Raw genomic sequence first — 25,280 nt, forward strand, 5'->3', positions numbered from 1 at the left:
GCAGCGGCCCGAGCAGGCCCCGATCTCGCAGGGTGGACGCGGGGCGCGGCGGCCCGCCCCCGCGACTACCCTGGGGCCGATACCCTGAAGGCACAGGTTCACGACCCGAGAGAGACCATGAAGACCTTCGAAGAGCTGTACGCCGAGCTGGCAGAGAAGGCGCGCACCCGGCCCGCGGGGTCCGGCACCGTGGCCGCCCTGGACGCCGGCGTCCATGCCATCGGCAAGAAGGTCGTCGAGGAGGCCGCGGAGAGCTGGATGGCGGCCGAGCACGAGTCGGCGGACCGGGCGGCCGAGGAGATCTCGCAGCTGCTCTACCACGTCCAGGTCCTGATGCTGGCGCGCGGGATCGGGCTGGACGAGGTCTACAAGCATCTGTAGCCGCCACGGCGGCCCGGATCGTCCATCGACCTCGTTCTTGCCCGAAAGGATCTCCCACTCATGCTGCGTATCGCCGTACCGAACAAGGGCGCGCTCTCCGAGGCCGCCCAGACCATGCTGAAGGAGGCGGGCTACCGCCAGCGCAGGGACAGCAAGGAGCTCGTGGTCGTCGACTCCGAGAACTCCTGCGAGCTGTTCTTCCTCCGCCCGCGCGACATCGCCGTCTACGTCGGCGAGGGCACTCTCGATGCCGGGATCACCGGCCGCGACATGCTCTTCGACTCCGGCGCCCCCGCCGAGGAGGTCATGCCGCTGGGGTTCGGCCGGTCGACGTTCCGCTTCGCCTCCACGCCGGGCGCCTACTCCGGCGTCTCCGGGCTGTCCGGCCTGCGCGTCGCCACCTCGTACGCCGGGCTGCTCGGCAAGTACCTGGCCGACCAGGGCGTGGACGCCCGGGTGATCAAGCTCGACGGCGCGGTCGAGACGGCGATCAGGCTGGGGGTCGCCGACGCGGTCGCCGACGTGGTGGAGACCGGCACGACGCTGCGGAACGTCGGCCTGGAGGTGTTCGGCGAGCCCATCGCGCACTCCGAGGCCATCTTGATCAAGCGGGCCGGCGCCCCCGAGGCCAACGGGTTCCAGCAGCTCATCCGCCGCCTGCAGGGCGTGATCGTGGCCCGCGACTTCGTCATGATCGACTATGACATCCGGGCCGAGCGCATCGACGAGGCCATCGCCATCACCCCGGGTATGGAGGGGCCGACCGTCTCCCCGCTCCACCGCGAGGGCTGGGTGGCCGTGCGGGCGATGGTCCCGCGCAAGGGCCACCAGCAGGTGATGGACCAGCTCTGGGAGATCGGCGCCAAGGCGATCCTCGTCACCGCCATCTTCGCCTGCCGCCTCTGAACCAGGCTTTCCCGACCCGCTGTCACCGTGGCGGGACGTGTGTCAAGATCGCGTCATGATGCGATTACATCGTCTGCTGGTGCCGTTGATCTGCGCGCTCACCCTCGCGGCGGGCGCGCCCGCCGTCGCGGCGGAGCACTCGGCGACCAGCGCGGGGGCGGCGGACGTCCCCCCGACGCAACTCGACGCGATCCGCAGGCTCGATTTCATGGTCGGGCGATGGGCCGGTTCGGGATGGGTCGACACCGCCTCCGGCCGGCAGGAGTTCCTCCAGACCGAAAAGGTGGCCTACAAGGCGGGCGGCCAGGTGCTCACGGTGGAGGGCCAGGGGCGGGACAAGATCGATCCGCGCAGGATTGTGGACACCGCGCTCGCGGTCGTCAGCTACAGCGACCAGACCGGGCAGTACCGGTGGGAGGCGTTCTCCCAGGGACACATCACCGAGTCCGTGCCCGTGGTCGGCGACGACTTCTTCCAGTGGAGCCTCCACACCGGGGGGCCCACCATCCGGTACACCCTGCGCTTCACCGGCAGAACGTGGCACGAGGTCGGTGAGTACACCCTCGACGGCGGCGCCACCTGGCGGCAGAACTTCCAGATGGACCTGAGACGCGTGGCCTGACGACCCCTGTGTTTCCTCCCTCCCTCTCGTACGGGGGAGGGAGGCGGGTGACAAATGTCATCGCGAAGGCCGGAGACGCGGCACTGATGGGCGGACCCGCCCGATCTCTACCGTGAGGGCATGAACGCCATCGCCTTCACCGACGTCACCAAGAGGTATGGGGACGTGCTCGCGGTCGACGGCCTCGACCTGGAGGTCCCGACCGGCGCCACGGTCGCCCTCCTCGGGCCGAACGGGGCCGGGAAGTCCACCTCGATCAACATGCTGCTCGGCCTGCTGCGGCCCAGCTCCGGTGAGATCCGGGTCTTCGGCGAGCCGCCGGAGACGGCGGTCGCCAACGGGGAGATCGGCGCGATGCTCCAGGAGGGCGCGCTGATCCCCGAGCTGACCGTGGCCGAGACCGTGGACTTCGTGCGGCGGCTCTACCCCCGTCCGCTGCCGCTGGAGGAGATCCTCCGGCTCGCCGACCTCACCGAGCTCGCCCGGCGGCGGGCCGACCGGCTGTCCGGCGGGCAGACCCAGCGGGTCCGGTTCGCGCTGGCGATCGCGGGCGGGCCGAGGCTGCTGCTGCTCGACGAGCCGACCGCGGCCATGGACGTCGAGTCCCGCCGTACGTTCTGGGACAACATGCGGGCGTACGCCGCACGGGGCCGGACGATCCTGTTCGCCACCCACTACCTGGAGGAGGCCGACGAGAACGCCGACCGGGTCGTCGTGATCGCCCGCGGCCGGGTCGTCGCCGACGGCAGCGCCGCCGAGATCAAGGCGGGGGTCGCCGGTCAGGCGGTGAGCTTCCTGCTGGGCGAGCAGCCGGTCGCCGGGCTCGACGCCCTGCCCGGGACGACCGGCGTGGAACTCCAGGGCGGCCGGGTCACGCTGCGCACCACCGACCTCGACGCCACCGTCGCCGCGCTGTATCGCAAGACCACCCTCGACATCCGCGACCTCCAGCTCCACGGGGCCGACCTGGAGGACGCCTTCCTCGCCCTCACCAAGGAGGCCTGACGATGCGGCACTACATCAAGGTCGAACTGCTGCGGATGCTGCGCAACAAGCGCTACGTCATCTTCGTGGTCGCCTTCCCCGTCGGGTTCTACCTCCTCTACTCCAACCTCTGGGGATCGGAGTCCGATCAGGCGACCGGCCTGCGCGGCAGCGTGCTGCTGATGGTCTCGATGGCCGCGTACGGCGCGCTTGCCGCCGCCATGATGTCGACGGCCGTGCCCTGGTCGCAGGAGCGGCACAGCGGCTGGCTGCGGCAGCTCCAGATCACCCCGCTGCCGGGCCGGGCGATCATCTTGACGAAGCTGGTCTCCTCGCTGCTGCTGGTCCTGCCGTCGCTGCTGCTCGTCGGCCTGGCCGCGGTGCTGACCCAGCACGTGTCGCTGTCGCCGGTGCGGTGGGTGGAGCTGATCCTGGCGATGTGGGCCGGCACGATCCCCTTCGCGGCGCTCGGTCTGGCGATCGGCTCCCTGCTGCCGCCCGACACCGCGCAGCCCGTCGCGATGATCGGCATGTTCGGGCTGGCCCTGCTCGGCGGGCTCTGGTTCCCCGAGAGCATGATGCCCGCGGCAATGAAGAGCATCGCGCACGTGACCCCGTCGTACGACTACGCGCGCATCGGATGGCGGATCGCGGCGGGCGAGACCCCGCACGCGGCCGACGCGGCCGGCATCCTCGTCTGGGGGGTGGCCCTGGTGGCGCTGGCTCTCGTCGCCTACCGTCGTGCGACAGCGCGCACCTGATCGGGACAGTGCGACAGCGCGCGCCTGATCGGGACAGTGCGACAGCGCGCGCCTGATCGGGACAGTGCGACAGCGCGCACCTGACATCACCACGTTCGGAGGGACAGCGGGATGAGCCGGCTGGCCAGAGTGTTCACCTTCGGCGGGATGGACGACCGTCCCTCTCGCCTGAGGCGCCTGATGGGCATGTCGCTGGGCCTGATCTACCTCTTCTACCCGGTGTCCGAGGTGGTCGACGGCACGGTGACCGGCGCGCGGGCGGTCTGGTGGATGGCCGCGCTCGCGGTCTTCGTGGCCGTCTACCTGACGGTCGTGCTGGGGCCGCGCGCCCTCGACGACCACCCCCGGTGGATGTTCCCCCTGCTCGGCGTCGCGACGGTGATGGGGGCCGTCTTCCCGCTGCTGTTCCGGAGCCCTTCCTGGCTGACCCTGCCGGTCTACCTGGTGGTCGCCTACGCCATGGGACTGCCGCCCCGCCGCGCCCTGCTGGGTGTCGCGGCCATGGCCGCGCTCGTCCTCGCGGAGGGCAAGGCCATGGGCGCCGACGACGGCACGGTGTGGGCGCTCGTGCTGCAGGTCGTCACGCTCGGCGTGCTGTTCATGAGCGTTCGCAACACCCGCGTCCTCGTCGTCCAGCTCAGGCAGGCGCAGAGCGAGGTCGCCAGGCTGGCCGCCACCGAGGAGCGGCTGCGGATCGCCCGCGATCTGCACGACCTGCTGGGACACAGCCTCTCGCTCATCGTGCTCAAGAGCGAGCTGGCCCGCCGCCTGGGCGAGCAGGGCTCGCCGAAGGCGGCCGGGGAGGTGGCCGACATCGAGTCGGTGGCGCGGCAGGCGCTGGCCCAGGTGCGCGAGGCCGTCAGCGGATACCGCCGGCGCCGCCTGTCGGAGGAGATCGACGGGGCCAGGTCGGCGCTGGGCGCCGCCGGCGTCGCACTCACCGTGCGGACCCGCGGCACCCCGCTGCCCGAGGACCTCGACGGCCTGTTCGCCTGGGCCGTACGCGAGGCCACCACCAACGTCGTACGGCACTCCGGAGCCACCCGCTGCGAGATCGACGTGTCGTACGGCGAGGAGAGCGCGGTGCTGGAGATCGGGGACAACGGCCGCGGCGGTGCGTACGAGCCGGGCAACGGCCTCGCCGGGCTCGGCGAGCGGGTGCGTGCGGCGGGCGGGAACCTCGAGGTCGAGGCCGGCAAGCGGGGGTTCCGGGTGCGGATCGCGGTTGCGCCGCCCCTGGACCGTACGGCGGAGATGATCGCGGATAGGTTGGGCGAATGATCAGGGTCGTGCTGGCGGAGGATCAGAGCATGGTGCGGGGAGCGCTCGCCTCCCTGCTCGGCCTGGAGCCCGACATCGAGGTGGTCGGAGAGGCGGCGAACGGGGACGAGGTGATCACCGTCGCCGAGGCGACCAGGCCGGACATCGCGCTGCTCGACATCGAGATGCCCGGCAGGGACGGGATCGCCGCCGCCGAGGAGCTGCGCCGCCGGGTGCCCGGGTGCCGGGTGGTGATCCTCACGACCTTCGGCAGGCCCGGCTACCTGCGCCGCGCGATGGAGGCAGGGGCGGTGGCCTTCCTGGTGAAGGACAGCCCCGCGAGCGAACTGGCCGCCGCGATCAGGCGGGTGCTGCGGGGCGAGCGCGTGATCGATCCGGGGCTGGCCGCCGCCGCGCTCAGCGCCGGCCCGAACCCCCTGTCGCCGCGCGAGCGCGACGTGCTGTCCGCAGCCGCGGACGGCTCGACGATCAACGACATCGCGCTGCGGCTGCACCTGTCGGAGGGCACGGTGCGCAACTACCTGTCGGCGGCCATCCAGAAGACCGGCGCGCGCAACCGCATCGAGGCCGTCCAGAAGGCGCAGGCGCAGGGCTGGCTCTGAGTCGCGACGCGTCGCAGGTCTGCGACGTGGGCCGGTTCCTCGCCGATGTCGGCGCACGACTTCCCCTAGGCCTCGACGGATGGTCGCCGCCGCTGCACGGCGGATGAAGAAGGCCGAACGCGCCCTCGGCCGCGAGCGCGCGGTGGTCTCAGCGGGACGGCTGCGCCTGGAGGTCGGCGGCGTGCCGCAGCAGGTCGCCGACCCGGACCACGCCCATGCACCTGCCGACCTCGTCGACCACCACGAGGTCGTCGTACACGCGGGCGTTGTCCCGCCCCGCCACCTGCATGGCCGCGATCACGGGAGTCGTCTTCGCCACGATCTTCGCGGGGTCCGCCAGGCGGCCGGCCGGTTTCTTCGCGTGCAGCGCGTGGCCGTAGGCCCCGGCCATGAAGAGCAGGAACCGGCTGCGGTCGATGCTGCCCTGCGGACGCTGGTATTCGTCCACGAGGATCACGCTCGTGATCGAGGGCTCGGCGCTCAGCACGGCGACCACCTCCTCGGCCGTCGACCCGGCGGGCAGCGTCACCGCGGGAAGCAGGAACTCCTGCACCCGGGGGCCCAGCGCCGCGTTGACGGCGGCCGCCTCCGGCACCGGCAGCGGCACGTGGACGCGGTTGTACCCGTGGGAGGGCCGCCAGTCGGACGGCGCGAGCAGGGGACCCTGCGCGAGCCTGATGCCCCAGCCGCGTACGGCCGCCAGTTGCGCCTCGTCCCGCACGCCCGGGGCGAGCACGTGCGCGCCGACGCCGCGCGCCAGACGGACCAGCGACTCCGCGAGCGCGCCGCGCCGGGAATCGCGCGGCCCCCGCGCCACGAGGTCGGCGGACAGCGCGATCACGTACGGCGAGGCGTCGGCGAGCAGGTCGAGCGGCAGCGCGGCGGTGCCGATGCCGCCGAACGCGATGAGGTAGCCCACCGCGCGCAGTCCGTCGATCCCGGACAGCAGGGCCGTACGCGTCACGGGCGCGTGATCGCCCTCGATCACGAGGATGACCTCGCGCGGACGCCGGTTGCACATGCGCATCGCCTCGTGCAGCGGCGCGAGGCCGGCCGAGCCCCCGGCCACGGCGGTGGCGGAGATCGGCAGGACCAGCGGCAGCAGGGCCTCCTCGCGGGCGGCGGCCAGCACGCCGTTCACCGTGCCCTCCACGCCCGGGGCGCCGGAGGAGGAACCCTCGGCGATCACCTCGATGGCCACGGCGCCGCCGGTGTCGAGGTCGACCACCGGAAGGAAAAGCGGGGCGGCCGGGCCGGGGAAGCCGGGCGCGGGAGCCGCGGGCGCGTACGCGCGCTGGTCGTACGGCTGGGCGGCGGCCGCCGGGGTGTACCTCCGCACCATATTGGCCGGGGCGTGTTCCCACACGACGTTGGCCGGGCCGTGTTCCCGCGCGCTGTCCGGGGGTAACGGGGTCGCCGGGGCCGGGCCGGGCGCCGGGACGCTCTGAGTGGTCGCGGCGAGCGGCGCCGCCGAAGGGGAGGGGAGCGACACGATTGAATTGTGGGACCCCGGGACCCCGACGTTGACGTCCGCAGGAGGAAATTCACCTATATTTCCCCGTCAGTTGGACGGAATCCGACAGACGGGTGCATGAGTAGGCTGATCAGCCATGACGGCACGGCCCGCCGCGGGAGGCGGCAGATGGATCTCGGTCGCCCCCGAGCGGCTCGCCGGATGGATCGCGCGCTTCGCCGGGCGGCACGGCGCGATCGAGGCCGTCGTCCTGCCGGACCTGGTCCGTCTCGACGCCGCCGACGGCGCGGTCGCCGAGTGCCACGTGCCGTTCCCGCCGCTGCGCTCCCCGATGCCGCCGCCGCGCTCGTCGTCCCCGTCGCCGGAGCCCGTCCGGGTAGCACCGCGGCCGGCGGTGCCGGAAGCGCACGATGACGCGGGCGAGAGCGCCGGGGGAGACGGCGGGCGCGAGGGCGAGTTCCGCCTTCCTCCGCCCGCGGCGGCGCTGGTGGCCCACGTGCGCCGTGAGCGGACCGTCGGCGTGCTACTGGCCCGGCTCGGCGGGCACGCCGCCGGCGTCTTCACCGGTTCCCGCCTCGTCACCGCCAAGGTCGGCTCGCGCCAGGTCCACGGGCGCAGCGCGGCGGGCGGGTGGTCGCAGCAGCGCTTCGCCCGGCGCAGGGACAAGCAGTCGGCCGAGGCGCTGCGGGCCGCCGCCGACGTGGCCGCCCGGGTGCTCCTGCCGAGGCTCGCGGACCTGGAGGCCGTCGTGCTCGGCGGGGACCGGCGCTCGATCGACGAGATCAGGCTGGACCGGCGCCTCGCGCCGCTGTTCGCCCTGGAGACCGGCCCCTTCCTCACCGTCCCCGACCCCCGGCTGACGGTCCTGGAGGGCGCCCCCGCACTGTTCCGCGCCGTACGGATCCGCCTGCTCGACCCCTGACGCACCGTCAGCCGCCGGACCTTCACCTACAACCAGGGTCCGCATACGGAGTTCCCGTCGACCCGTCGCCCGCAGGCGCGGTACTGCTCGCCGGGCGTGCGTGCCACCGGGTGCGCCGCGCTGGTGTTGGGCGACCCGTTGCTCTGCACGGTCCAGGGTCCACACTGAATCCAGCCGTTTCCATAGGTCGTGCTGTAGTCCAGCCAGACCAGATCCCCGGCCTTGGTGGTTCCGCTGATCCTGGCCCATCTGTGCGGGACGCCATTGATCCAGGCGATGTGTAGTTCGGCCCGCCGGCCGCCGCCGAGGTCGGCGGTGGTCTCGACGGTCCCGGACTTGTTGTGGGGGATGCTGACGAAGCCGTTGGCTCCGTTCGTGCAGTTCGCTGTGGACCCGTACGCCGGACCGGCGGACAGGGCGACCGAGAGTCCGCCCCCGATTCCCCGATCTCGCGGCGGCGCTCACGGACGCGCAGATCCTCCTGGCTTCCATGACGACCGAGGAACTGCGGCAGGCCGTCACGCAGCCCGCCCGCGCCGTCGGCTGCAGCGTCGAAGGCGCCCTGCTCGCCGCGATCGTCGCCGACGCCGTCGGGCAGCCCGGGGCCATGCCCCTCGTCTCCCACGCATTGGCGGAGACCTGGCGCCGGCGTCGCGGCAACACGCTCACCCTCGCGGGATACCGGGCGGCGGGGGGAATCCACGGCGCTCTGGTCAGAACCGCGGAGACACTTTACGCCGCACTCACCCCCGCGCAGCAATCTCGTGCCAAGGACCTGTTCATCCGGCTGACCGCCCTGGGAGAGGGCACGGACGACACCGCCCGCCGGATCACCAAGGACGAACTGGACATCGACGACCCCGATTCCCAGGCCGTCCTCGGCCTGTTCGCCGAGGCCCGGCTCATCACCCTCGGCGACGACACCGTGGAGATCGCCCACGAGGCCTTGCTCCGGGGCTGGCCTCGCCTGCACCGGCGGCTGACGGACGACCGGGAGGCCCTGCGCGTGCGCCGCCAGCTCACCGAGGCTGCCCAGGCATGGGCGGCGCTCGACCACGATCCCGGGGCGTTGTACCGGGGCGCCCGGCTGGCGATCGCCCGTGAGTGGGCCGCCGGCGACGGCCACCGCGGTGTGCTGAACAGGCGGGAACGCGACTTCCTGGACGCTTCCATCCACAGGGACGAGGCCGAGCGCGCGAGAGCCGTCCGCCGCGGCCGTCAACTGCGCTACCTGGCGCTCGGCCTCGCACTCCTGCTGCTTGTCACCACGGCTACCGGCCTGACAGCGGTCCAGCAGTGGCGGGACGCCGAAGCCGCCCACCGGATCGCGCTGTCGCGTCAGCTCGCCGCCCAGACGCTCACCCTGACAGACTCCGAGTCCGAGACCGCCATGCTGCTGGCCGCGGAGGCCTTCGCCCGCGCGCCGACCGACGAGGCACGCGGGGCCCTGCTGAGCCTCTCGGTCCTGCAGGCCCACAACGGTACGCTCGCCGGCCACACCGGCGCCGTCTCCCAGGTGCTCTTCGGTCCCGACGGCCGAACGCTTCTCAGCGTCGGCAGGGACAGGACGGTGGGGGTGTGGGATGTCCGGCGCCGGATCCGGCTGGCCGCACTGACCGGGCACGACACCTGGCTGAAGGCCGCGGCGCTCAGCCCGGACGGGGAGGTGCTCGCGACCGGCGGAGACGATGGGGATCTCGTGCTCTGGGACACGGCGGCACGTGCGCGTGTCGCCACCCTTGCCGGGCACACAGCGCAGATCAGAGAGATCGCCTTCAGCCCGGACGGACAGACGGTGGCCACCGCCAGTGACGACCACACGGTCATCCTCTGGGACGCCGTCCGGCATACCCGCCTGACGACGCTCAGGGAGCACACCGCGAAGGTCCGCGGCGTGGCTTTCAGCCCCGACGGTCGCACTCTGGCCACGGGGGGGCGACGACAGACGGGTGATCCTGTGGGACCTCGCGCGGCGTGTCCAGCTGGCGACCCTGACCGGGCACGCCGAGACTGCCAGCGCCGTGGCCTTCAGCCCCGACGGTCGCACTCTGGCCAGCGCGGGCGGGAACACGACCGTGATCCTGTGGGACGTCGGCCGGCGCGCCCGCCTTGCGACCTTCACCCATCGGCGGCCGGGGCCGGTGATCGCCCTCAGGTTCAGTCCCGACGGACGAACCCTCGCCACCTCGGGACACGACCCGGCGATTCTGTTGTGGGACGTCCAACGCCGTGTGCTGCGGGGACGCCTCAGCGGGCACAAGGCCAACGTCTACACCCTCGACTTCAACCCCCGCATGTCCATGCTGGCCTCGGCGGGAGAAGACGGGAGGATCATCCTGTGGGACACCGCGCAGGCATCCCTGGCCGGTCACGCCACGGAGGTCGTCGACGTCGCCTTCACCCCCGATGGTCGCCTGCTCGCCGCGACCAGCGCCCATCGAACGATGGTGTGGGATATCCGAGATCGATCCCTGCGCGGCGTACGCACGGCCGCGACCCCGCCCGTGAACGCCCTCGCCTTCAGCCCCGACGGGCGTACGCTCGCCATGGCGGAGGCGGAGATCGCACCGTCCCCGGGAACGCCGACCGGCACCGTCACCCTGTGGAATCTTGAGAAGGGGACCTCCGTCACGCTCGCGGGACACACCGATGCCGTGCTGGACGTCGCCTTCAGCCCCGACGGCCGCACTCTGGCCACCGCGAGCGCCGACAAGACCGTGATTCTGTGGGACGCGGCCCGGCACGCCCGCCTGGCCACCCTCACCGGCCACAGCCTGCCGGTCAACGGCGTCGCCTTCAGTCCCGACGGCCGCACCCTCGCCTTCACCAGCGGTGACCACACGGTCACCCTGTGGGACGTCCGTCGCCGGGCCCATACAGCTCAGCTCTTCGGTCACTCGCAGGCGGTAGCAGCGGTGGCCTTCAGCCCTGACGGCCGCACGCTCGCCACCGCCGGCGCCGATCACAACGTGATGCTGTGGGACACCGGCGCCCAGGAGACGGCGAGCCGCATCTGCCGGGCTGTCGGGCGTGACCTCACTCCAGAAGAATGGCGCCGATTCATCAAGGGGACGCCGTACCGGAGGACGTGCGGCTCACCCTGAGCCGGGCAGCCGGACTCCCCGGCGGGTGGCACGCCGCCGGCGAACCCCGGGGGCCGCAGGGCGAGGGGTGTCGTCCGCCGGACGTCGCCTGGCGAGCGGCGGAGCGGCCGGATCTCGCGGCCAGGCGGCGGTGGACGCGGCGGCACTACACTTGAGCCCATGCGCACTCCCGATTGATCGCTCCCGGTGCCGATCCTGACCTCATCACCTACGGGAGTGTCCCCTTCATCATGATCATCGCTTCTGACATCGAACTCCGCGCCGGCTCGCGCCTGCTCATCGAGGGCGCCTCGTTCCGGGTGAACCCGGGCGACAAGATCGGTCTGGTCGGCCGCAACGGGGCCGGCAAGACCACCCTCACCAAGGTGCTGGCCGGAGAGGGCCTGCCCGCCGCGGGCACGGTCACGATCTCCGGCAGCGTCGGCTACCTGCCGCAGGACCCCCGCACCGGCGACCTGAGCGTGCTGGCGCGCGACCGGATCCTGTCGGCCCGCGGCCTCGACGACGTGCTCCGCGAACTACGCGAGGCCGAGGCCGGCATGGCGGCCGACGACCAGCGCGTACGCGACCGGGCGGTGCGCGCGTACGGCCGCCTGGAGGACCGGCTGCACGTCCTCGGCGGCTACGCCGCGGAGTCGGAGGCGGCCTCGATCGCCTCCAGCCTCGGGCTGCCCGACCGCGTCCTCGGCCAGCCGCTGGAGACCCTGTCCGGCGGCCAGCGACGGCGGGTGGAACTGGCCCGCATCCTGTTCTCCGGAGCGGAGACTCTCCTGCTTGACGAGCCGACAAACCACCTCGATGCGGACTCGATCGGCTGGCTTCGTGATTTTTTGCGCTCGCACCAGGGCGGCTTGGTGATCATCAGCCATGACGTAAACCTTCTTGATGCGACGGTAAACCGGGTGCTCCATCTCGACGCCAACCGCTGCGTCATCGACACCTACAACGTCGGCTGGAAGGCGTACCTGGCCCAGCGGGAGACCGACGAGAAGCGGCGCAAGCGGGAACGGGCCAACGCCGAGCGGCAGGCGTCCGCCCTGCTGTCCCAGGCCGACCGCATGCGGGCGAAGGCCACCAAGGCCAAGGCGGCCCAGGACATGGAGCGGCGCGCGCGACGGCTGCTCTCCGGCGTCGAGGGCGAGCGGCGCTCCGACCGCGTGGCCAGGCTGCGCTTCCCCGACCCCGCGCCCTGCGGGAAGACCCCGCTGACGGCCCGCGGCCTGTCCAAGTCGTACGGCTCGCTGGAGGTGTTCACCGACGTCGACGCCGCGGTCGACCGGGGCTCGCGCATCGTCATCCTGGGCCTGAACGGCGCGGGCAAGACCACCCTGCTGCGCCTGTTCGCCGGCATCGAGAAGCCCGACACCGGCGAGGTCCTGCCCGGCCACGGGCTCAAGCTCGGCTACTACGCGCAGGAGCACGAGACGCTCGACCCCGAGCGCACGGTCCTGGAGAACATGCGGTCGGCCGGGCCCGACCTGGCCGACGTCGACCTGCGCAAGGTGCTGGGGTCGTTCCTGTTCACCGGCGACGACGTGGACAAGCCCGCCGGGGTCCTGTCCGGCGGCGAGAAGACCCGTCTCGCCCTCGCGACGCTGGTGCTGTCGAGCGCCAACGTGCTGCTGCTCGACGAGCCCACCAACAACCTCGATCCGGCCTCCCGCGATCAGGTGCTGGCGGCCCTCGGCTCCTACACGGGCGCGATTGTGCTGGTCACGCACGACGAGGGGGCCGTGGAGGCGCTGAAGCCGGATAGGGTGATTCTGTTGCCAGACGGAGTAGAAGACGCATGGAGCGACGAATTTTCCGATCTTGTGGCGCTTGCCTGATCTTAATTTGAGCGGGTAGGGATCTTTTCCCGCGGAGTAGGTAGCCGATCCCGTCGAAATGACTGATCATGGGCTGAAGTAACGCTGCGGAAGTCTGGCACTACAGGAGGTACTCGTGGCCGAGACTCTGAAGAAGGGCACCCGGGTGACCGGGGCCGACCGGGAAAAGCTGGCCGCTGATCTCAAGAAGCGCTATTCCGCGGGTGAGAGCATCCGCGCTCTGGCTGCTTCCACCGGCCGGTCGTACGGGTTCATTCACCGCATCCTGAGCGAGTCCGGGGTGACTCTGCGCGGGCGCGGCGGCGCGACCCGGGGCAAGTCCAAGCGCTAGAGATCCACCTCAAGACGCGCGACCGCAGCCGCTCGTTCCTGCAGGAGGAGCGGTCGCGTCCGACTCGCCAGAACGATATTCGGTAAGCTCGGGCGCGACCGCGGGATGAACCAGGAGGGCGGACGCCCGGCACGGACGGTGCGCCGCACCGGACCGGCCGTGCGAGGCGACGTCGCTCCGCACCGGACGCAGGAGCAGGGCATGGCGGAAGCGGCAATGGGGGGGAATCTGGAGCACGCCCGTGAGACGGGCGACGGCTCCGATGTGTCGACGATCTCGGCGGCCGCGCCGGCCGAGGTCGGACTGCGCTTCGAGGTGGACGGCGAGATCGCGACCGTCACTTTGGACCGGCCGGACAAGCGCAACGCGCAGACGTTCGCGACATGGTCGGCCCTGGCCCGGATCGGGGAGACCCTTCCGGAGCAGGTGAGAGTGGTCGTGGTCAGAGGCGAGGGGCCGTCCTTCTCAGCCGGGATCGACCTGCGGATGTTCACGCCCGAGGGGGTGCCCGGGCAGGGATCGTTCGCGAGCGCCGCGGCGCTCGGCGACACCGAGTTCGAGCAGCGGATCGCTGAGGCCCAGAAGGGCTTCCTGTGGCTGCGCAGGCCGGAGATCGTGTCGATCGCGGCCGTGCAGGGCCACGCGATCGGGGCGGGCTTCCAGCTCGCACTCGCGTGTGACCTGCGTGTCGTCACCGACGACGTGAAGTTCTGCATGAAGGAGCCCGCGCTGGGGCTGGTTCCCGACCTGACCGGGACCAAGCCCCTGGCCGACATCGTGGGGGTTCCCCGGGCCATCGAGATGTGCCTGACCGCGCGTACCGTGGGGGCCGCCGAGGCCGTACGGCTCGGCCTGGCCGAGATCGCGGTGCCCGCGTCCGAGCTGGCCCAAGCCGTGCAGGACCTTGCCGCCGCGCTGCTGGCGACCGACCGCGCCGCCGCGGCCGCCACGAAGAGGCTGCTGCAGGCCGCGCCGGGACGCACGCTGGAGGAGCAGGCCGCCGCCGAGCGGGCCGAGCAGGTGACGCGCATCCGGGCACTGTTCGGGGCGAACTGACGGGTACTGTTCGCGCCGAACTGACGAGCACTGTGTCGGGGCGAACTGCGAGCGCCGGCCGCTTCGAACCGACCGACGCTGTTCGCTTCGAGCTGACGGGGGAATCGGGGGAGTCCTCCCACCGCTGCACGGCTGGGAGGATGTACGGCATATGTCGATGATGAACGGGGGCTACGGTCTCCAGGTGATGCGGTCCTTACGGCGTGACAGCTCCGTGACGAAGGAGCGGCTCGCGCCGGGGACCGTCCGGCGCATCGCCGGCTACGCCCGGCCGTTCCGCACCCAGATCGCCGGGTTCCTCGCGCTGGTCGTGGTCGACGCGGTCATCGTTGTCGCCAACCCGCTGCTGATGAAGGCGATCATCGATTACGGCATCACCCCCGGGCGGGTCGACGTCGTGGTGTGGCTCGCCGTGGCGATCGGGGCGCTCGCGGTGCTGGACGCCGGGCTCGGCCTGGTGCAGCGGTGGTTCTCCGCCCGCATCGGCGAGGGCCTGATCTACAACCTGCGCACCGAGGTCTTCGACCACGTGCAGCGCATGCCGGTCGCCTTCTTCATGCGCGCCCAGACCGGCGCGCTGGTCTCCCGGCTGAACACCGACGTCATCGGGGCGCAGCGGGCCCTCACCAGCACCCTGTCGTCGGTGGTGTCCAACGTCATCAGCCTGGTCATGGTGCTCGGCACCATGCTCGTGCTGTCGTGGCAGGTCACGCTGGTCGCGCTGGTGCTGTTGCCGATCTTCATCTTCCCGGCCAAGTGGGTGGGCCGCCGGATGTCCGCGCTGACCCGCGAGCAGATGCAGCTCGACGCCGAGATGAGCTCGGTGATGACCGAGCGGTTCAACGTGGCCGGGGCCATGGTCGCCAAGCTGTACGGCAGGCCGGACGACGAGGCGGCCCACTTCGCGGAGCGCGCGGGCCGGGTCCGCGACGTGGGTGTGATCGTCGCCATGTACGGCGCGGTGTTCCGCATCGCGCTGGGCCTGGTCGCCGCGCTGGCGACCGCGCTGGTCTACGGCCTCGGCGGCGCGCTCGCGATCTCCGGGGCCTTCGCGCTCGGCACCCTGGTCGCCCAGTCATCCCTGCTCATGCGCCTGTACGGCCCGCTGACCAGCCTGTCGAACGTGCACGTGGACGTGATGACCGCGCTGGTGAGCTTCGACCGGGTCTTCGAGGTGCTCGACCTCAAGCCGATGGTCGCCGAGAAGCAGGACGCGCGGCCGATCCCCGAGGGACCGGTCACGATCGAGTTCGACGACGTCCGCTTCCGTTACCCGGCCGCCTCCGAGGTGTCGCTGGCCTCGCTCGAGTCGGTGGCCCGCCCGGACACCGGGCCCTCCCAGGAGGTGCTCAAGGGCGTGTCGTTCACCGCGCACCCGGGCGAGCTGGTGGCGCTCGTCGGCCACTCGGGCGCGGGCAAGACGACCATCACCCAACTGGTGTCCCGGCTGTACGACGTGGACGAGGGAGCCGTGCGGATCAACGGCGTGGACGTCCGCGACGCCACCTTGGACGGCATCAGGGACACCGTCGGCGTGGTCATGCAGGACGCCCACCTGTTCCACGACACGATCGGCAACAACCTCCGCTACGCCCGTCCCGAGGCGACCGACGAGGAGATCTGGGAGGCCCTGCGCGCGGCCCAGATCGCCGACCTCGTCAAGAACCTGCCCGAGGAGCTGGAGACGGTCGTCGGCGACCGCGGCTACCGGCTGTCGGGAGGGGAGAAGCAGCGCATCGCCCTGGCCCGCCTCCTGCTGAAGGCGCCGCGGGTGGTGGTGCTCGACGAGGCCACCGCCCACCTGGACTCGGAGTCCGAGGCCGCGGTGCAGCAGGCGCTGAAGACCGCCCTGCGGGGCAGGACGTCGCTGGTGATCGCCCACCGGCTGTCGACGATCCGCGAGGCCGACACGATCCTGGTGGTCGAGGACGGCCACGTCGTCGAACGCGGCCGGCACGAGGAGCTGCTGGACCGGGGCGGCGCGTACGCCGAGCTGTATCGCACCCAGTTCACCGGCTCCGGCCCGGGCGGTTCCTGAGACGCCCGAAACGCCGGAGACGCCGGGATGACGGTTCAGCGGTAGCCCAGGCGGGCGAGCTCCTCCTTGGCCACCTTCTCCACCAGTTCGGCGTCCTCGGCCGACAGCCGCCTGCGCCAGCTTCCCGGCCGGGGGATCGTCGCGCCGTACAGCGCGATCGTGGAGACCTTGGCCTCCAGGAAGGACGACACCGCGTCGATGGCCTCTCCCGGCGAGGCCACCATGTCCTCGTACCGCAGGGTGAGCAGGTGCTCGCCGGGCAGTTCGCGGCGCAGGGCGGCGCTCAGCCGTACGGCGCCGCGCCAGCGCAGGGCGCACTTGCCCGCGGGTGGCATCCCGGCCCAGCGCTCGCGATGCTCGGCGGAGCGCACGCCGAGGAACGGGTTGGGAAACTCGGCGTCCTCGCTCAGCATGTGGGGCTTGACCCAGGTCATGCAGGCGGGGTCGGCGAGCATGTCGGCGACCACGTCACGGCCGTCGCGGATGATCTGGATGAGCCGGGCGTCGGGGAACGCCTGCAGGAGCACCGGCGCACTGTAGAGCAGGTCGGGGCTGGCGTCGCCGAACCGGGACAGCGTGCCGGGCCCGACGCAGGGCCCCGCGCCGACGATGCCGCCCGCCTCCCTGCAGGTGGCCGTGCACTCCGCGCACGCCGCCGGGACCACCTGCCACGCCTCCGCCAGCACGTCGCGCAGCACCTGCGGGGCGCCGCCGCTGCGGGCGATCGACGGCCTCCTGGCGAAGGCGTAGACGACGCGGGCCACCGGGCCCCTGCCCATGGTCACGTGGAAGCCGGGCGAGCGCTTGAGGGCACGGCCCAGCAGGTCCGCGCCGGAGTGCGGCGCCGCGACAACGAACACCGGACGGCGGACCTTGACACCGTTGACCACGAGGATGTGCGTCGGAGGTCGCATAGATACCGCTAAGTCTGACACCCTTTGAAGGGTGAGCGAGCGCTTCCCCGGCGGGGCGGGCGGTGACGCCTCGGTAACGGTCCCGAGCCTGCCCCGGCGGCTGCGGCCCGGCGACACCGTCGCGCTGGTCGCGCCGGCCGGCCCCGTCGATCCCGTACGGCTCGAGCGTGGCACCGAGGTGCTGACCGGGCTCGGGCTGCGGGTCGTGCACGGGGCGTCGATCCTCGCGCGGGAGGGCTACCTGGCCGGGCCGGACGCCGCACGGGCGGCCGACCTCCAGGACGCGTGGTGCGATCCCGGGGTGGCGGCGGTCATCTGCGCCAGGGGCGGCTACGGCACCACCCGGCTGCTCGGGCTGTTCGACTGGGACGCCATGGCGGCGGCCGGTCCGAAGATCCTGCTCGGGTCGAGCGACATCACCGCGCTGCACCGGGCCTTCGCCGACCGGCTGGGCCTGGCGACGCTGTTCGGGCCGATGCCGGCCACCGGGGCGATCAGCGAGCCGGAGGGGCCCGAGCCGGTCACCTTCGCCCATCTGCGCGAGGCGCTGTTCGAGGGCGGCCGGCCCGCGCCTGTCGCGGGCGACCGGGTGATCGTGCCGGGCCGGACCGAGGGCCGTCTCACCGGGGGCAACCTCGCCCTGCTCGCCGCCCTGTGCGGCACGCCGTACGCGCTGCGCGCGCGGGGCCGTATCGTGCTGCTGGAGGACGTCACCGAGGAGCCGTACCGGATCGACCGCATGGTGACGCAACTGCTGCAGGCCGGGTGTCTCGACGGCGCGGCGGGCATCGTGCTGGGATCGTGGGTGGAGTGCGGCGACCCCCTGCCCATGCTGGCCGAACTCCTGGCCCCGCTGGGCGTGCCGACCGTCGCGGGCCTGCCTGTCGGCCACGGCACACCACAGATGGCGATGTGGTTGGAGACGAATGTGGCTATTGTGACCGAATCGTGCTCTGTCGCGGGCACCTTCCGCGACTCTGACGCGGCAACCTGAGACGCGCCCGGATGCGTGCCCGGGCCGTGGCGAAGGGATGGTGCGTTGGGACTCTTGCGGCGACTGCTCAGCCGGACGCGGCCGGACCATCCCGCCCCGAGAGCAGTCGAGGACGTCGATCTCGACTCCCTGCTGGCCCTGGTCGCCGAGACCATGGGCTACACCTGCGCGTTCGCGGCTGACGGCACGTCGCTGACGCTGACCTCGCCCGAGCGCGAGCGGGTGGTGAACCTCGTCGGCCTGCGCCGGGAGGCCGGTCGCCGCGCCCGCGAGGACTGGCCCATGCTGGTCTCCGAGCACCTGGCCCACGCCGTGTCGGGCGAGCCGTTCGACGCCTGCAACCTCACGCCGATCAAGCCGCTGCTGCGCACCCGGGTCCACGCCGCCGACGACCCCGCCTTCCCGGACCCCTCCCGCATCATCGGCCGCCACCTCAGCGCCGACCTGATCGAGGTGCTGACCATCGGCGCCCGTCCGGTACGGCCCGAGGAGGCGTTCTGCTGGCCCATCCCGCCGGCCGAGGCGCTCGACGTGGCCATCGGCAACGCCCTGACCGACGAGCGGCCCACCGTGTCGCGGCTCGACCTCGCCGGCACCGAGGTGTCGCTGCTGACCGCGCCCAGCGCGGCGGCCCACCTGCGCCGCCTGACGGCGTACATGGACGTGCCCGAGGACGGCATGCTCGCCGTGCTGCCGCACCGGGGCATGGTCGCGGTGCACCCGGTGGCCGGCATCGGCGTGGTCCGTGCGATCGAGCGCCTGCGCATCTTCGCGCACCGCGAGCACGCCGGCCGGGCCGACGGGCTGAGCCCCCACGTGTACTGGTGGCGCCGGGGCAAGCTGACCCGCATCCAGGCCGACCTCATCAGCCACGACGGGCAGACCCGGCTGGTCGTCGCGCCGCCGCCGGAGTTCGCCCGGCTCCTCGCCCGCATCGCCGGGCAGTCGTAGCCCCGCCCCGGGCCCGCACGGTGTCGAGGGCGGACGTCTGATTCGCCGGCGACCTCGCGAAGGGCGAAGCCCGGCACTCCCGAAGCTCCGGCGGGGGACAAGTTGATCGACGCGGGCGGCGCGGCGGCGACCGTGTCGATCAGACGGCCAGTGCCGTACGCAGAGCGGCGATGGCCTGGTGGATGGCCGCGTCGGCGGCCTGCGTGCCGCGCAGGGCGTTCAGCATGACGAAGTCGTGGATGACGCCCTGGTAGCGGACCGCGGTCACGGGAACGCCGGCCTGGCGCAGCTTGGCGGCGTACGCCTCGCCCTCATCCCGCAGGACGTCCGCCTCGCCGGTGATGACGAGCGCCGGCGGCAGTCCGGCGAGCTGTTCGACGGTGGCGCGCAGCGGCGAGGCCGTGATCTCGGTGCGTTCCTTCTCGTCGGTCGTGTACTGGTCCCAGAACCACTTCATGGCCTCACGGGTCAGGAAGTATCCCTCGGCGAACTGGTGGTAGGAATCGGTGTCGAAGCTCGCGTCGGTGACCGGGTAGAACAGCAGCTGGAACGTCAGCGGCAGGTCGCCGCGCTCTTTGGCCATCAAGGTCATCGCGGCCGTCATGTTGCCGCCGACCGAGTCGCCCGCGACGGCGATCCGGGAGGCGTCCAGTTCCTTGCCGGCGCCGTCGGTGACGACCCAGCGGGCCACCGTGTAGTTCTGCTCGATGGCGATCGGATAACGCGCCTCGGGCGACAGGTCGTACTCGGGGAAGACCACGGCGGCGCCGGCACCCACGGCGAGCTCGCGGACGAGCCGGTCATGGGTGTGGGCGTTGCCGAACACCCAGCCCGCGCCGTGGATGTAGAGCACGACCGGGAGCGGGCCCCGGGCTCCGGTGGGCCTGACGATACGGGCGCGGACGCTGCCCGTCGGCCCGCCCTGCACGGTGATCCACTCCTCGTCGACGGCGGGCTTCGGAACCTCCCCCGACTGGACCTCGTCGACCGTCTTGCGGCCTTCGACCGGGGGCAGCTGGTACAGGAACGGCGGCTTCGACGTGGCCTCGGCAAACGCCGCGGCGGCCTCTTCCAGCACGGGCGTAACCGGTGTGAACGTCTCGGACATGATGCTCCTCCACTCGAGGGCGGGGCTGAACGGGGGGCTCCGCGGGGACCCCGCCTGGCGATGTCTTCGAGTCTGGTCACGGGCCGTCCGGACGGCTGTCGAGCCGCCTCCAGTTCCTGTGTCGGCCGCCCCGAGGCCGCACGTGGGGAAAACCCCACGGTTCACCTCGTGGCGCCGTCGCCCCGCGCGATCCGGTCGGCTCGGAGCCGCCGACTAGGATGCCTCCATGAGTGGGCCTCTGCGTGCAGTGCTGGGAGAAGACCAGGTCATCGTCCGTGAGGGCATCACGGCCATGCTGGAGCGGTCCGGCGTCGAGGTCGTGGCGTCCGTCTCCAACGCGGTGGAACTGGTCAATTCTGCCGCGGAGCACAAGCCCGACGTGGTGATCGCGGACATCCGGATGCCACCGAACCTCGCCGACGACGGACTCCAGGCGGCGCGCCGGATTCGGGCGGAGCGTCCCGGCACCCCCGTGATCGTGCTGTCGCAGTTCCTGGACGCATCGTTCGCCCTTGATCTCGTCGGAGACGATCCGAGTGGAGTCGGATACCTGCTGAAGGAGAAGGTCGCCAGCCAGCAGGTCCTCATGGACGCCGTGCAGAGGGTCGTCGCCGGCGGTTCGGCACTGGACCCGGATGTCATCGCCACGCTCGTCAGCCGCAAGCGCACAGCGGACCCGCTGGACGGATTGACTCCCAGGGAGAGGGAGGTCCTGGCGCTGATGGCGGAGGGACATTCCAATTCCGGCATCGCTGACAAGCTCGTCGTGACAGTCCCCGCGGTGGAGCGCCACGTGACCGGCATCTTCCTCAAGCTGGGCTTGCAGCAGGCGGAGTCCTCACAGCACCGCCGCGTCCTCGCCGTGCTGCGCTACCTCAGGCGGTAGGCGAGAAAAGGGCCTTCAGATCGGCGTCGAACAGCCGGTCCTTCGCCAGGAAGCGCACGATCCCCGCACCGGCGAGTTCCTCCTCGGACCACGTCCACGAATCGGTGGAGGTCAGCACGATCCTCAGCGGATGCCTCCCCCGTGTGAGCGCTCGGGCGACGGACAGACCGTCCTCGTCCGGAAGATGAAGATCGAGCAGCACGCCGTCGGGGCGGTGCTCCTGCACCGCCGCGACCGCCGATGCCCCGTCCGACGACTCGGCGACGACCCGCAGCCCTCGTGCGGTCAACAGCGCCCTGGCGACGCGACGGAACCCGGGGTCGTCGTCGACGACCACCACATTGACTGACACGGGACCAGCATCTCCGATGGGACAACGTGCAGACCATGGGGCCAACCCCACATTCACCCCCGGAGGGCCTCAGGCCGGCATCGGGATCCGCGCCAGGATCGTCGTGCCGCCGCCCGGGGGCGACTCGATGGTCAACACGCCGTCGAAGGCGGCTACCCGGTCGGCCAGCCCGGTCAGACCGCTGCCGGCCGTGGCGGCGCCCACACCGCCGACACCATCGTCGACGACCCGGATCCGCAGGACCTCCTCGAGCTCGAGGGAGATGTCGATCCGGGACGCCTGGGCGTGCTTGACCGCGTTCGTCACGGCCTCCGCCACGACGAAATAGGCGTTCGACTCGACGGCAGCGGGAATCCTCTGGTCGAAGTTGCTCTCCACGACGGCGGGAATCGCACAGCGGGTCGCCAGGTCCTGCACCGCCGCCACCAGCCCCTTCACCGTCAGCACGAGCGGGTAGATCCCCGACGCGAGCTCCCTCAGCTCGTCGATCGCCGTCTTCGCGTCGGCGATGGACTGGTCCAGCAGCTCAGTGGCGGACGATTCCGTATCGGGGACCAGCTCCCGGGCGAGCCGGAGCCCGATCATCAGGTTGACGAGTCGTTGCTGCGCCCCGTCGTGCAGGTCCCGAGCCGTACGCCGGTGTACCTCCTCGACGCTTTCCATGATGCGCCTGCGGCTGTCCTGCAGTGAGCCCGCCATGCTGTTGAAGGAGGCCCCCAGCGCGTCGATCTCCGCCACCTTGCTGGGGGCGATCCGCACCCCGAGATCGCCGGTGGCGAGCCGCCCCGCCGCAGCCGCGGCCTTACGGACCGGCCGCACGACGGCGCGGTGCTGGAGCACCGTGAAAGCGGCTACCAGCGCAGTCGATGCGGCCAGCCCCACACCTGCCGCGATCACCGCTCGCCGGGCGTTGGCCCCGGCGATGTCTTCGCGCGCCGCGAGCTTGCCGCGTTCGTCCGCCGTGTACTGATCGAACCGGGCCCGCAAGGCGTCGACGCGCCGCTTCCCCTCGGCCGTCGCCGCAAGACCGGACGCGGCGGGATCTCCTTGCCGGACCGCCTCCACGAGCGGAACCGAGTAGTCGTACACGAAAGAGTCGACGCCCCGCACGATCTGTTCGGCGATGCGCCGCTGTTCGGGAGAGGTGGCGGTCCCGGTGAACCTCCGCGCCTGTGCGGGAAGCTCCTTCCGTGCCGCCTGCCACGGCTGGAGGAACTCCTCACGCTTGGTGATCACGAAGCCGCGCTGCCCCGTCTCGAAGTCGAGGACCAGTTGTTCCAGGCTGCCGGCTTCGACGAGGGCCGTCCGAGAAGCACGTCTCGCCGATGTGGCGCTGTTCGCATCGGCGATCTCCCACAGCAGGACGGCGAACGTGACACCGATCAATAAGGCGAGCACGCCGCTCGCCGCAATCGTGAGGTTCGTAAGTCCCAGTCGCGGACCTTCGTATCCTCGTCTTACTCTCATGCCCGCCCAGTGATGGAAACCGCTGCGCCGGCGGCAGAGGTTCGCGAGGAGAGGCGGATCATGGTGACAGCCGTCCGTTCACCGTGCTGGGGACCAGGTATTCAAGGAGAGTATGCAGCCACAGTTATAGGCAGGTCCAATGCCTGTTGTGGTGCGACCCATAACCGGAAGGCATCCGTGCAGGAAGGGGGAGTGGGATGCTCGACAATCCGATGGATCTCGATCTGCGCAAGCTGCGGTACTTCGTGGCCGTCGCCGAGCGGCTGCACTTCGGCCAGGCTGCCCTCGCCTTGCACGTCACCCAGCCCGCACTGTCCCGCCAGGTACGCCAACTGGAGCGCGACCTCGGGGTCGAGCTCTTCACCCGCACCAGCCGGAACGTCACCCTCACCGCCGCCGGCGAGCAGTTCCTCGACGACGCCAAGACTCTGCTGGCCGCGGGGCAGGCGGTCCAGGACCGGGTCCGTCGCATCGGCGCAGGGGAGCGCACGGTGACCGTCGGCTTCATGCTCGGCACGGATGTCACCGCCGCCGTTAACGCGTTCTCCGCCCGCCATCCCGATGTGCCGCTCGAACTGGTCCGCATCCGCTGGTGGAACCAGCAGCAGCCGCTCCTGGATCGGACAGTCGACATCGGCTTCGTCCGGCTGCCCATCGATGCCGAAGGACTGAAGGTCCTGCCCCTTTACCCGGAGCGGCTCAGCGTCGTCCTGCCGGCCGATCACCCCCTGGCCGGTGAGGCCGCGATCGGCATCAGCGCCCTCGCAGGCGAACCGATCCTGCGCTACGCCGACGCCGACCCGGACTGGGCGGCCGTCTGGAACGCCGAGCCGTCGCGGGGACCCGCGTTCCACGACATGGAGGAACTCCTCGGCTATATCAGAGCGGGACGCGGTGTCGTCCTCATACCCGACCCGGTGGCGGCCCTCTTCCCGCGCCCCGACATCGCCTACGTCCCCGTAACCGACGTACCGCCGGGCCGGGTAGCCCTCGCGTGGGACGACACGCGGCCGTCCTCGCTCGTCACCGACTTCGTCGAGGCCGCCCGGACTGCACTGAGGCTCGGCGAGTAGCCCGAGAGGCCCACAACCGGCGCCCGCGTCAGGAGACGGAGGGCACGTAGGGGAAGCCGGAGGACGGCTTGGCCGTCACCGACTCCTTCCCGATGCCGAGAGCGATCGGCGTGTTGGCAGCGAAGGAGAACATGACGTCGGGAGCGTTGTCGGTCAGCGACCGGCCGTTCCACTCGGCGAACCCGTAGACAGCGGGTGTCCCGACGGTGTACGGCAGGACGTTGGGCAGGATCCTGCTGACGACGGCCCGGGCGTAGGCTTCCGGGACCTCGGCGGTTCCGTAGGCGCGCACCACGCCCGCCACCATGTCGGTGAGCACTTTGCCGTAGATCTCGATGTCGTCGGCCGGGACGTTCTCGTTGAGGCGGTCACCGAGGTCCTCGTTCAACTGGGTGAACAGCGGGTGGATCATCGGCAGCCCGGCTCGGTTGATCGGACGCCACCCGCCGGCGTCAGTGGCCAGCCAGGTCTGGCCCCACACGCCGATCCGGCGGCCGTCTCCCGCTACCGGCAGCAGTTCCTCGTCCGGGACCTCCAGGACGATCGAATAGACCGTGTGCCCGGCGAACAGGTTCTTCGCCTCGGCCGGGTTCCAGGAGGACAGATCGACGACGGTCCCGTCCTGGAAGGCGTGGCCGACGGCGTGCAGCACGTCCGGCTCGATCCAGAACGGGTCGCCCGCCTTGCCGACCCACACCCGGCCACCTCCCGCGAGCTCGACGGCCTCGCCGGTGCGCCCATGGGCGATCACCGTGCCGGCCGCGAAGGCGTCGCGGGCCTCCGCGCCGGCCAGGCGGCGCAGCTCGTAGTCCTGGGCCCCGTCGGCGTCGGCGAAGGTGAAGCGGTAAGTCAGATCCTCGACGGCGTCACCGTTGCCGTCGATCTTGAACTCGTACCGGCCCTCCGGGTGCAGCCCGCGCGGGATGTCCTCGCCGGCGAGCGAGTGACTGTGGTTCGTCACGAACACCGTCCCCCGCTCTCCGCGGAAGACGTACAGGTCCGTGATGTCCAGGCGCGGGTCCTGGCGGGCGATGGGCGAATCGAGGTGGTGGGACATGGCGCTCTCGCATCTTCTCTCGCTGGATCGGCGGGCAGGGAAGGCTCACGGCCACCGGAGCGGCAACGTCTCAGCCGCGCTGAGAGGAGCCGCGGTTCGCGATGTCTCGTCCGGCTTCCGCCCGCCTCGCTTCCTGGCTCCAGCCTGCTGACAGCGCGCGTCCAAGGCTGTCGAGACACCTCCAACA

23 protein-coding genes and 1 pseudogene are annotated in these 25,280 nt (G+C 71.4%); 18 read left to right on the forward strand and 6 right to left on the reverse strand.

From position 1 onward, the window contains the following. Positions 1–117 precede the first annotated feature (117 nt). From IL992_RS28925 to IL992_RS28955, 7 genes are all read left to right on the forward strand, one after another. Positions 118–381, forward strand: a complete 264-nt coding sequence (locus IL992_RS28925; protein WP_030507281.1) for a phosphoribosyl-ATP diphosphatase — start codon at positions 118–120, stop codon at positions 379–381. Between the two features lie 60 nt (positions 382–441). Beyond that, complete coding sequence (gene hisG / locus IL992_RS28930; protein WP_193206531.1) at positions 442–1,287, forward strand: ATP phosphoribosyltransferase; 846 nt, start codon at positions 442–444, stop codon at positions 1,285–1,287. 55 nt (positions 1,288–1,342) lie between these two features. Then, positions 1,343–1,909 carry a hypothetical protein gene (locus tag IL992_RS28935; protein WP_193206532.1) on the forward strand — a complete coding sequence of 189 codons (567 nt, stop codon included), beginning with the start codon at positions 1,343–1,345 and terminating at the stop codon, positions 1,907–1,909. 120 nt (positions 1,910–2,029) lie between these two features. Further along, positions 2,030–2,914 (forward strand): ABC transporter ATP-binding protein, encoded by an 885-nt coding sequence (locus tag IL992_RS28940; protein WP_193206533.1) that lies wholly within the window; start codon positions 2,030–2,032, stop codon positions 2,912–2,914. Positions 2,915–2,916: 2 nt separating this feature from the next. Next, complete coding sequence (locus tag IL992_RS28945) at positions 2,917–3,654, forward strand: ABC transporter permease (protein WP_193206534.1); 738 nt, start codon at positions 2,917–2,919, stop codon at positions 3,652–3,654. 111 nt (positions 3,655–3,765) lie between these two features. Beyond that, a complete protein-coding gene (locus tag IL992_RS28950; protein WP_193206535.1) occupies positions 3,766–4,935 on the forward strand; it encodes a sensor histidine kinase in 1,170 nt (389 codons plus the stop codon). After that, positions 4,932–5,537 (forward strand): response regulator transcription factor, encoded by a 606-nt coding sequence (locus tag IL992_RS28955; protein ID WP_079318769.1) that lies wholly within the window; start codon positions 4,932–4,934, stop codon positions 5,535–5,537. The genes IL992_RS28950 and IL992_RS28955 overlap by 4 nt, the downstream gene beginning before the upstream one ends. A 148-nt stretch (positions 5,538–5,685) precedes the next feature. Here IL992_RS28955 and IL992_RS28960 read toward each other — a convergent pair whose 3' ends face one another. Continuing rightward, on the reverse strand, positions 5,686–7,029 hold the full coding sequence (locus IL992_RS28960; RefSeq protein ID WP_319018890.1) for an EAL domain-containing protein: 1,344 nt from the start codon (positions 7,027–7,029) through the stop codon (positions 5,686–5,688). A gap of 118 nt (positions 7,030–7,147) precedes the next feature. Between IL992_RS28960 and IL992_RS28965 the strand changes: the two genes are divergently transcribed. The 7 genes and pseudogenes from IL992_RS28965 to IL992_RS29000 all read left to right on the forward strand — a co-directional run bounded on the left by IL992_RS28965 (position 7,148) and on the right by IL992_RS29000 (position 16,291). Next, positions 7,148–7,933 (forward strand): acVLRF1 family peptidyl-tRNA hydrolase, encoded by a 786-nt coding sequence (locus tag IL992_RS28965; protein WP_193206536.1) that lies wholly within the window; start codon positions 7,148–7,150, stop codon positions 7,931–7,933. A gap of 385 nt (positions 7,934–8,318) precedes the next feature. After that, a pseudogene (locus tag IL992_RS49035) lies at positions 8,319–9,857 on the forward strand (WD40 repeat domain-containing protein); the annotation flags it as partial. A gap of 25 nt (positions 9,858–9,882) precedes the next feature. Continuing rightward, on the forward strand, positions 9,883–11,037 hold the full coding sequence (locus IL992_RS28980) for a WD40 repeat domain-containing protein (protein ID WP_193206537.1): 1,155 nt from the start codon (positions 9,883–9,885) through the stop codon (positions 11,035–11,037). 230 nt (positions 11,038–11,267) lie between these two features. Beyond that, on the forward strand, positions 11,268–12,866 hold the full coding sequence (locus tag IL992_RS28985) for an ABC-F family ATP-binding cassette domain-containing protein (RefSeq protein WP_193206538.1): 1,599 nt from the start codon (positions 11,268–11,270) through the stop codon (positions 12,864–12,866). A 115-nt stretch (positions 12,867–12,981) separates the two neighbouring features. Further along, complete coding sequence (locus tag IL992_RS28990) at positions 12,982–13,197, forward strand: helix-turn-helix domain-containing protein (RefSeq protein ID WP_030507271.1); 216 nt, start codon at positions 12,982–12,984, stop codon at positions 13,195–13,197. Positions 13,198–13,398: 201 nt separating this feature from the next. Beyond that, entirely contained in the window at positions 13,399–14,253 is an 855-nt protein-coding gene (locus IL992_RS28995; RefSeq protein ID WP_193206539.1) for an enoyl-CoA hydratase/isomerase family protein, read from the forward strand. Positions 14,254–14,404: 151 nt separating this feature from the next. Continuing rightward, on the forward strand, positions 14,405–16,291 hold the full coding sequence (locus tag IL992_RS29000) for an ABC transporter ATP-binding protein (protein WP_193206540.1): 1,887 nt from the start codon (positions 14,405–14,407) through the stop codon (positions 16,289–16,291). A 35-nt stretch (positions 16,292–16,326) separates the two neighbouring features. Here the strand turns inward: IL992_RS29000 and IL992_RS29005 are convergent, their stop codons facing one another. Next, positions 16,327–17,205, reverse strand: coding sequence for a sulfotransferase family protein (locus tag IL992_RS29005; RefSeq protein WP_193206541.1), 879 nt, complete (start codon positions 17,203–17,205; stop codon positions 16,327–16,329). Between the two features lie 31 nt (positions 17,206–17,236). On the opposite strand from IL992_RS29005, the gene IL992_RS29010 reads away from it, so the two are divergent. Both IL992_RS29010 and IL992_RS29015 read left to right on the forward strand, forming a co-directional pair. Further along, positions 17,237–18,199 carry a S66 peptidase family protein gene (locus tag IL992_RS29010; protein ID WP_319018892.1) on the forward strand — a complete coding sequence of 321 codons (963 nt, stop codon included), beginning with the start codon at positions 17,237–17,239 and terminating at the stop codon, positions 18,197–18,199. A 45-nt stretch (positions 18,200–18,244) separates the two neighbouring features. Beyond that, positions 18,245–19,150, forward strand: a complete 906-nt coding sequence (locus tag IL992_RS29015) for a hypothetical protein (protein ID WP_226873960.1) — start codon at positions 18,245–18,247, stop codon at positions 19,148–19,150. Between the two features lie 139 nt (positions 19,151–19,289). Here the strand turns inward: IL992_RS29015 and IL992_RS29020 are convergent, their stop codons facing one another. Next, complete coding sequence (locus IL992_RS29020) at positions 19,290–20,258, reverse strand: alpha/beta hydrolase (RefSeq protein ID WP_193206542.1); 969 nt, start codon at positions 20,256–20,258, stop codon at positions 19,290–19,292. A gap of 226 nt (positions 20,259–20,484) precedes the next feature. On the opposite strand from IL992_RS29020, the gene IL992_RS29025 reads away from it, so the two are divergent. Beyond that, complete coding sequence (locus tag IL992_RS29025; RefSeq protein WP_193206543.1) at positions 20,485–21,144, forward strand: response regulator transcription factor; 660 nt, start codon at positions 20,485–20,487, stop codon at positions 21,142–21,144. Here the strand turns inward: IL992_RS29025 and IL992_RS29030 are convergent. Both IL992_RS29030 and IL992_RS29035 read right to left on the reverse strand, forming a co-directional pair. Further along, positions 21,134–21,496, reverse strand: coding sequence for a response regulator (locus IL992_RS29030; RefSeq protein WP_193206544.1), 363 nt, complete (start codon positions 21,494–21,496; stop codon positions 21,134–21,136). The two genes, IL992_RS29025 and IL992_RS29030, sit on opposite strands and share 11 nt — an antisense overlap. Positions 21,497–21,565: 69 nt before the next feature. Further along, the gene (locus IL992_RS29035) at positions 21,566–22,894 is read right to left on the reverse strand and encodes a CHASE3 domain-containing protein (protein WP_319018893.1); all 1,329 of its coding nucleotides are present in this window, start codon (positions 22,892–22,894) and stop codon (positions 21,566–21,568) included. Between the two features lie 266 nt (positions 22,895–23,160). On the opposite strand from IL992_RS29035, the gene IL992_RS29040 reads away from it, so the two are divergent. Continuing rightward, complete coding sequence (locus tag IL992_RS29040; protein WP_226873961.1) at positions 23,161–24,036, forward strand: LysR family transcriptional regulator; 876 nt, start codon at positions 23,161–23,163, stop codon at positions 24,034–24,036. Between the two features lie 28 nt (positions 24,037–24,064). On the opposite strand, the gene IL992_RS29045 is transcribed toward IL992_RS29040, so the two are convergent. Further along, positions 24,065–25,093 carry a DUF4331 family protein gene (locus tag IL992_RS29045; RefSeq protein ID WP_193206546.1) on the reverse strand — a complete coding sequence of 343 codons (1,029 nt, stop codon included), beginning with the start codon at positions 25,091–25,093 and terminating at the stop codon, positions 24,065–24,067. Positions 25,094–25,280: the final 187 nt, after the last annotated feature.

The sequence above is a fragment of the Microbispora sitophila genome (assembly GCF_014892245.1).
In the GTDB taxonomy this organism is placed as follows: domain Bacteria; phylum Actinomycetota; class Actinomycetes; order Streptosporangiales; family Streptosporangiaceae; genus Microbispora; species Microbispora siamensis.

Excerpts from the sequence above, each read along its gene's own strand:
- IL992_RS28925 (WP_030507281.1), top strand. The coding sequence starts at position 118 with ATGAAGACCTTCGAAGAGCTGTACGCCGAGCTGGCAGAGAAGGCGCGC.
- hisG (WP_193206531.1), top strand. The coding sequence starts at position 442 with ATGCTGCGTATCGCCGTACCGAACAAGGGCGCGCTCTCCGAGGCCGCC.
- IL992_RS28935 (WP_193206532.1), top strand. The coding sequence starts at position 1,343 with ATGATGCGATTACATCGTCTGCTGGTGCCGTTGATCTGCGCGCTCACC.
- IL992_RS28940 (WP_193206533.1), top strand. The coding sequence starts at position 2,030 with ATGAACGCCATCGCCTTCACCGACGTCACCAAGAGGTATGGGGACGTG.
- IL992_RS28945 (WP_193206534.1), top strand. The coding sequence starts at position 2,917 with ATGCGGCACTACATCAAGGTCGAACTGCTGCGGATGCTGCGCAACAAG.
- IL992_RS28950 (WP_193206535.1), top strand. The coding sequence starts at position 3,766 with ATGAGCCGGCTGGCCAGAGTGTTCACCTTCGGCGGGATGGACGACCGT.
- IL992_RS28955 (WP_079318769.1), top strand. The coding sequence starts at position 4,932 with ATGATCAGGGTCGTGCTGGCGGAGGATCAGAGCATGGTGCGGGGAGCG.
- IL992_RS28965 (WP_193206536.1), top strand. The coding sequence starts at position 7,148 with ATGACGGCACGGCCCGCCGCGGGAGGCGGCAGATGGATCTCGGTCGCC.
- IL992_RS28985 (WP_193206538.1), top strand. The coding sequence starts at position 11,268 with ATGATCATCGCTTCTGACATCGAACTCCGCGCCGGCTCGCGCCTGCTC.
- IL992_RS28995 (WP_193206539.1), top strand. The coding sequence starts at position 13,399 with ATGGCGGAAGCGGCAATGGGGGGGAATCTGGAGCACGCCCGTGAGACG.
- IL992_RS29000 (WP_193206540.1), top strand. The coding sequence starts at position 14,405 with ATGTCGATGATGAACGGGGGCTACGGTCTCCAGGTGATGCGGTCCTTA.
- IL992_RS29005 (WP_193206541.1), bottom strand. The coding sequence starts at position 17,205 with ATGCGACCTCCGACGCACATCCTCGTGGTCAACGGTGTCAAGGTCCGC.
- IL992_RS29020 (WP_193206542.1), bottom strand. The coding sequence starts at position 20,258 with ATGTCCGAGACGTTCACACCGGTTACGCCCGTGCTGGAAGAGGCCGCC.
- IL992_RS29025 (WP_193206543.1), top strand. The coding sequence starts at position 20,485 with ATGAGTGGGCCTCTGCGTGCAGTGCTGGGAGAAGACCAGGTCATCGTC.
- IL992_RS29040 (WP_226873961.1), top strand. The coding sequence starts at position 23,161 with ATGCTCGACAATCCGATGGATCTCGATCTGCGCAAGCTGCGGTACTTC.
- IL992_RS29045 (WP_193206546.1), bottom strand. The coding sequence starts at position 25,093 with ATGTCCCACCACCTCGATTCGCCCATCGCCCGCCAGGACCCGCGCCTG.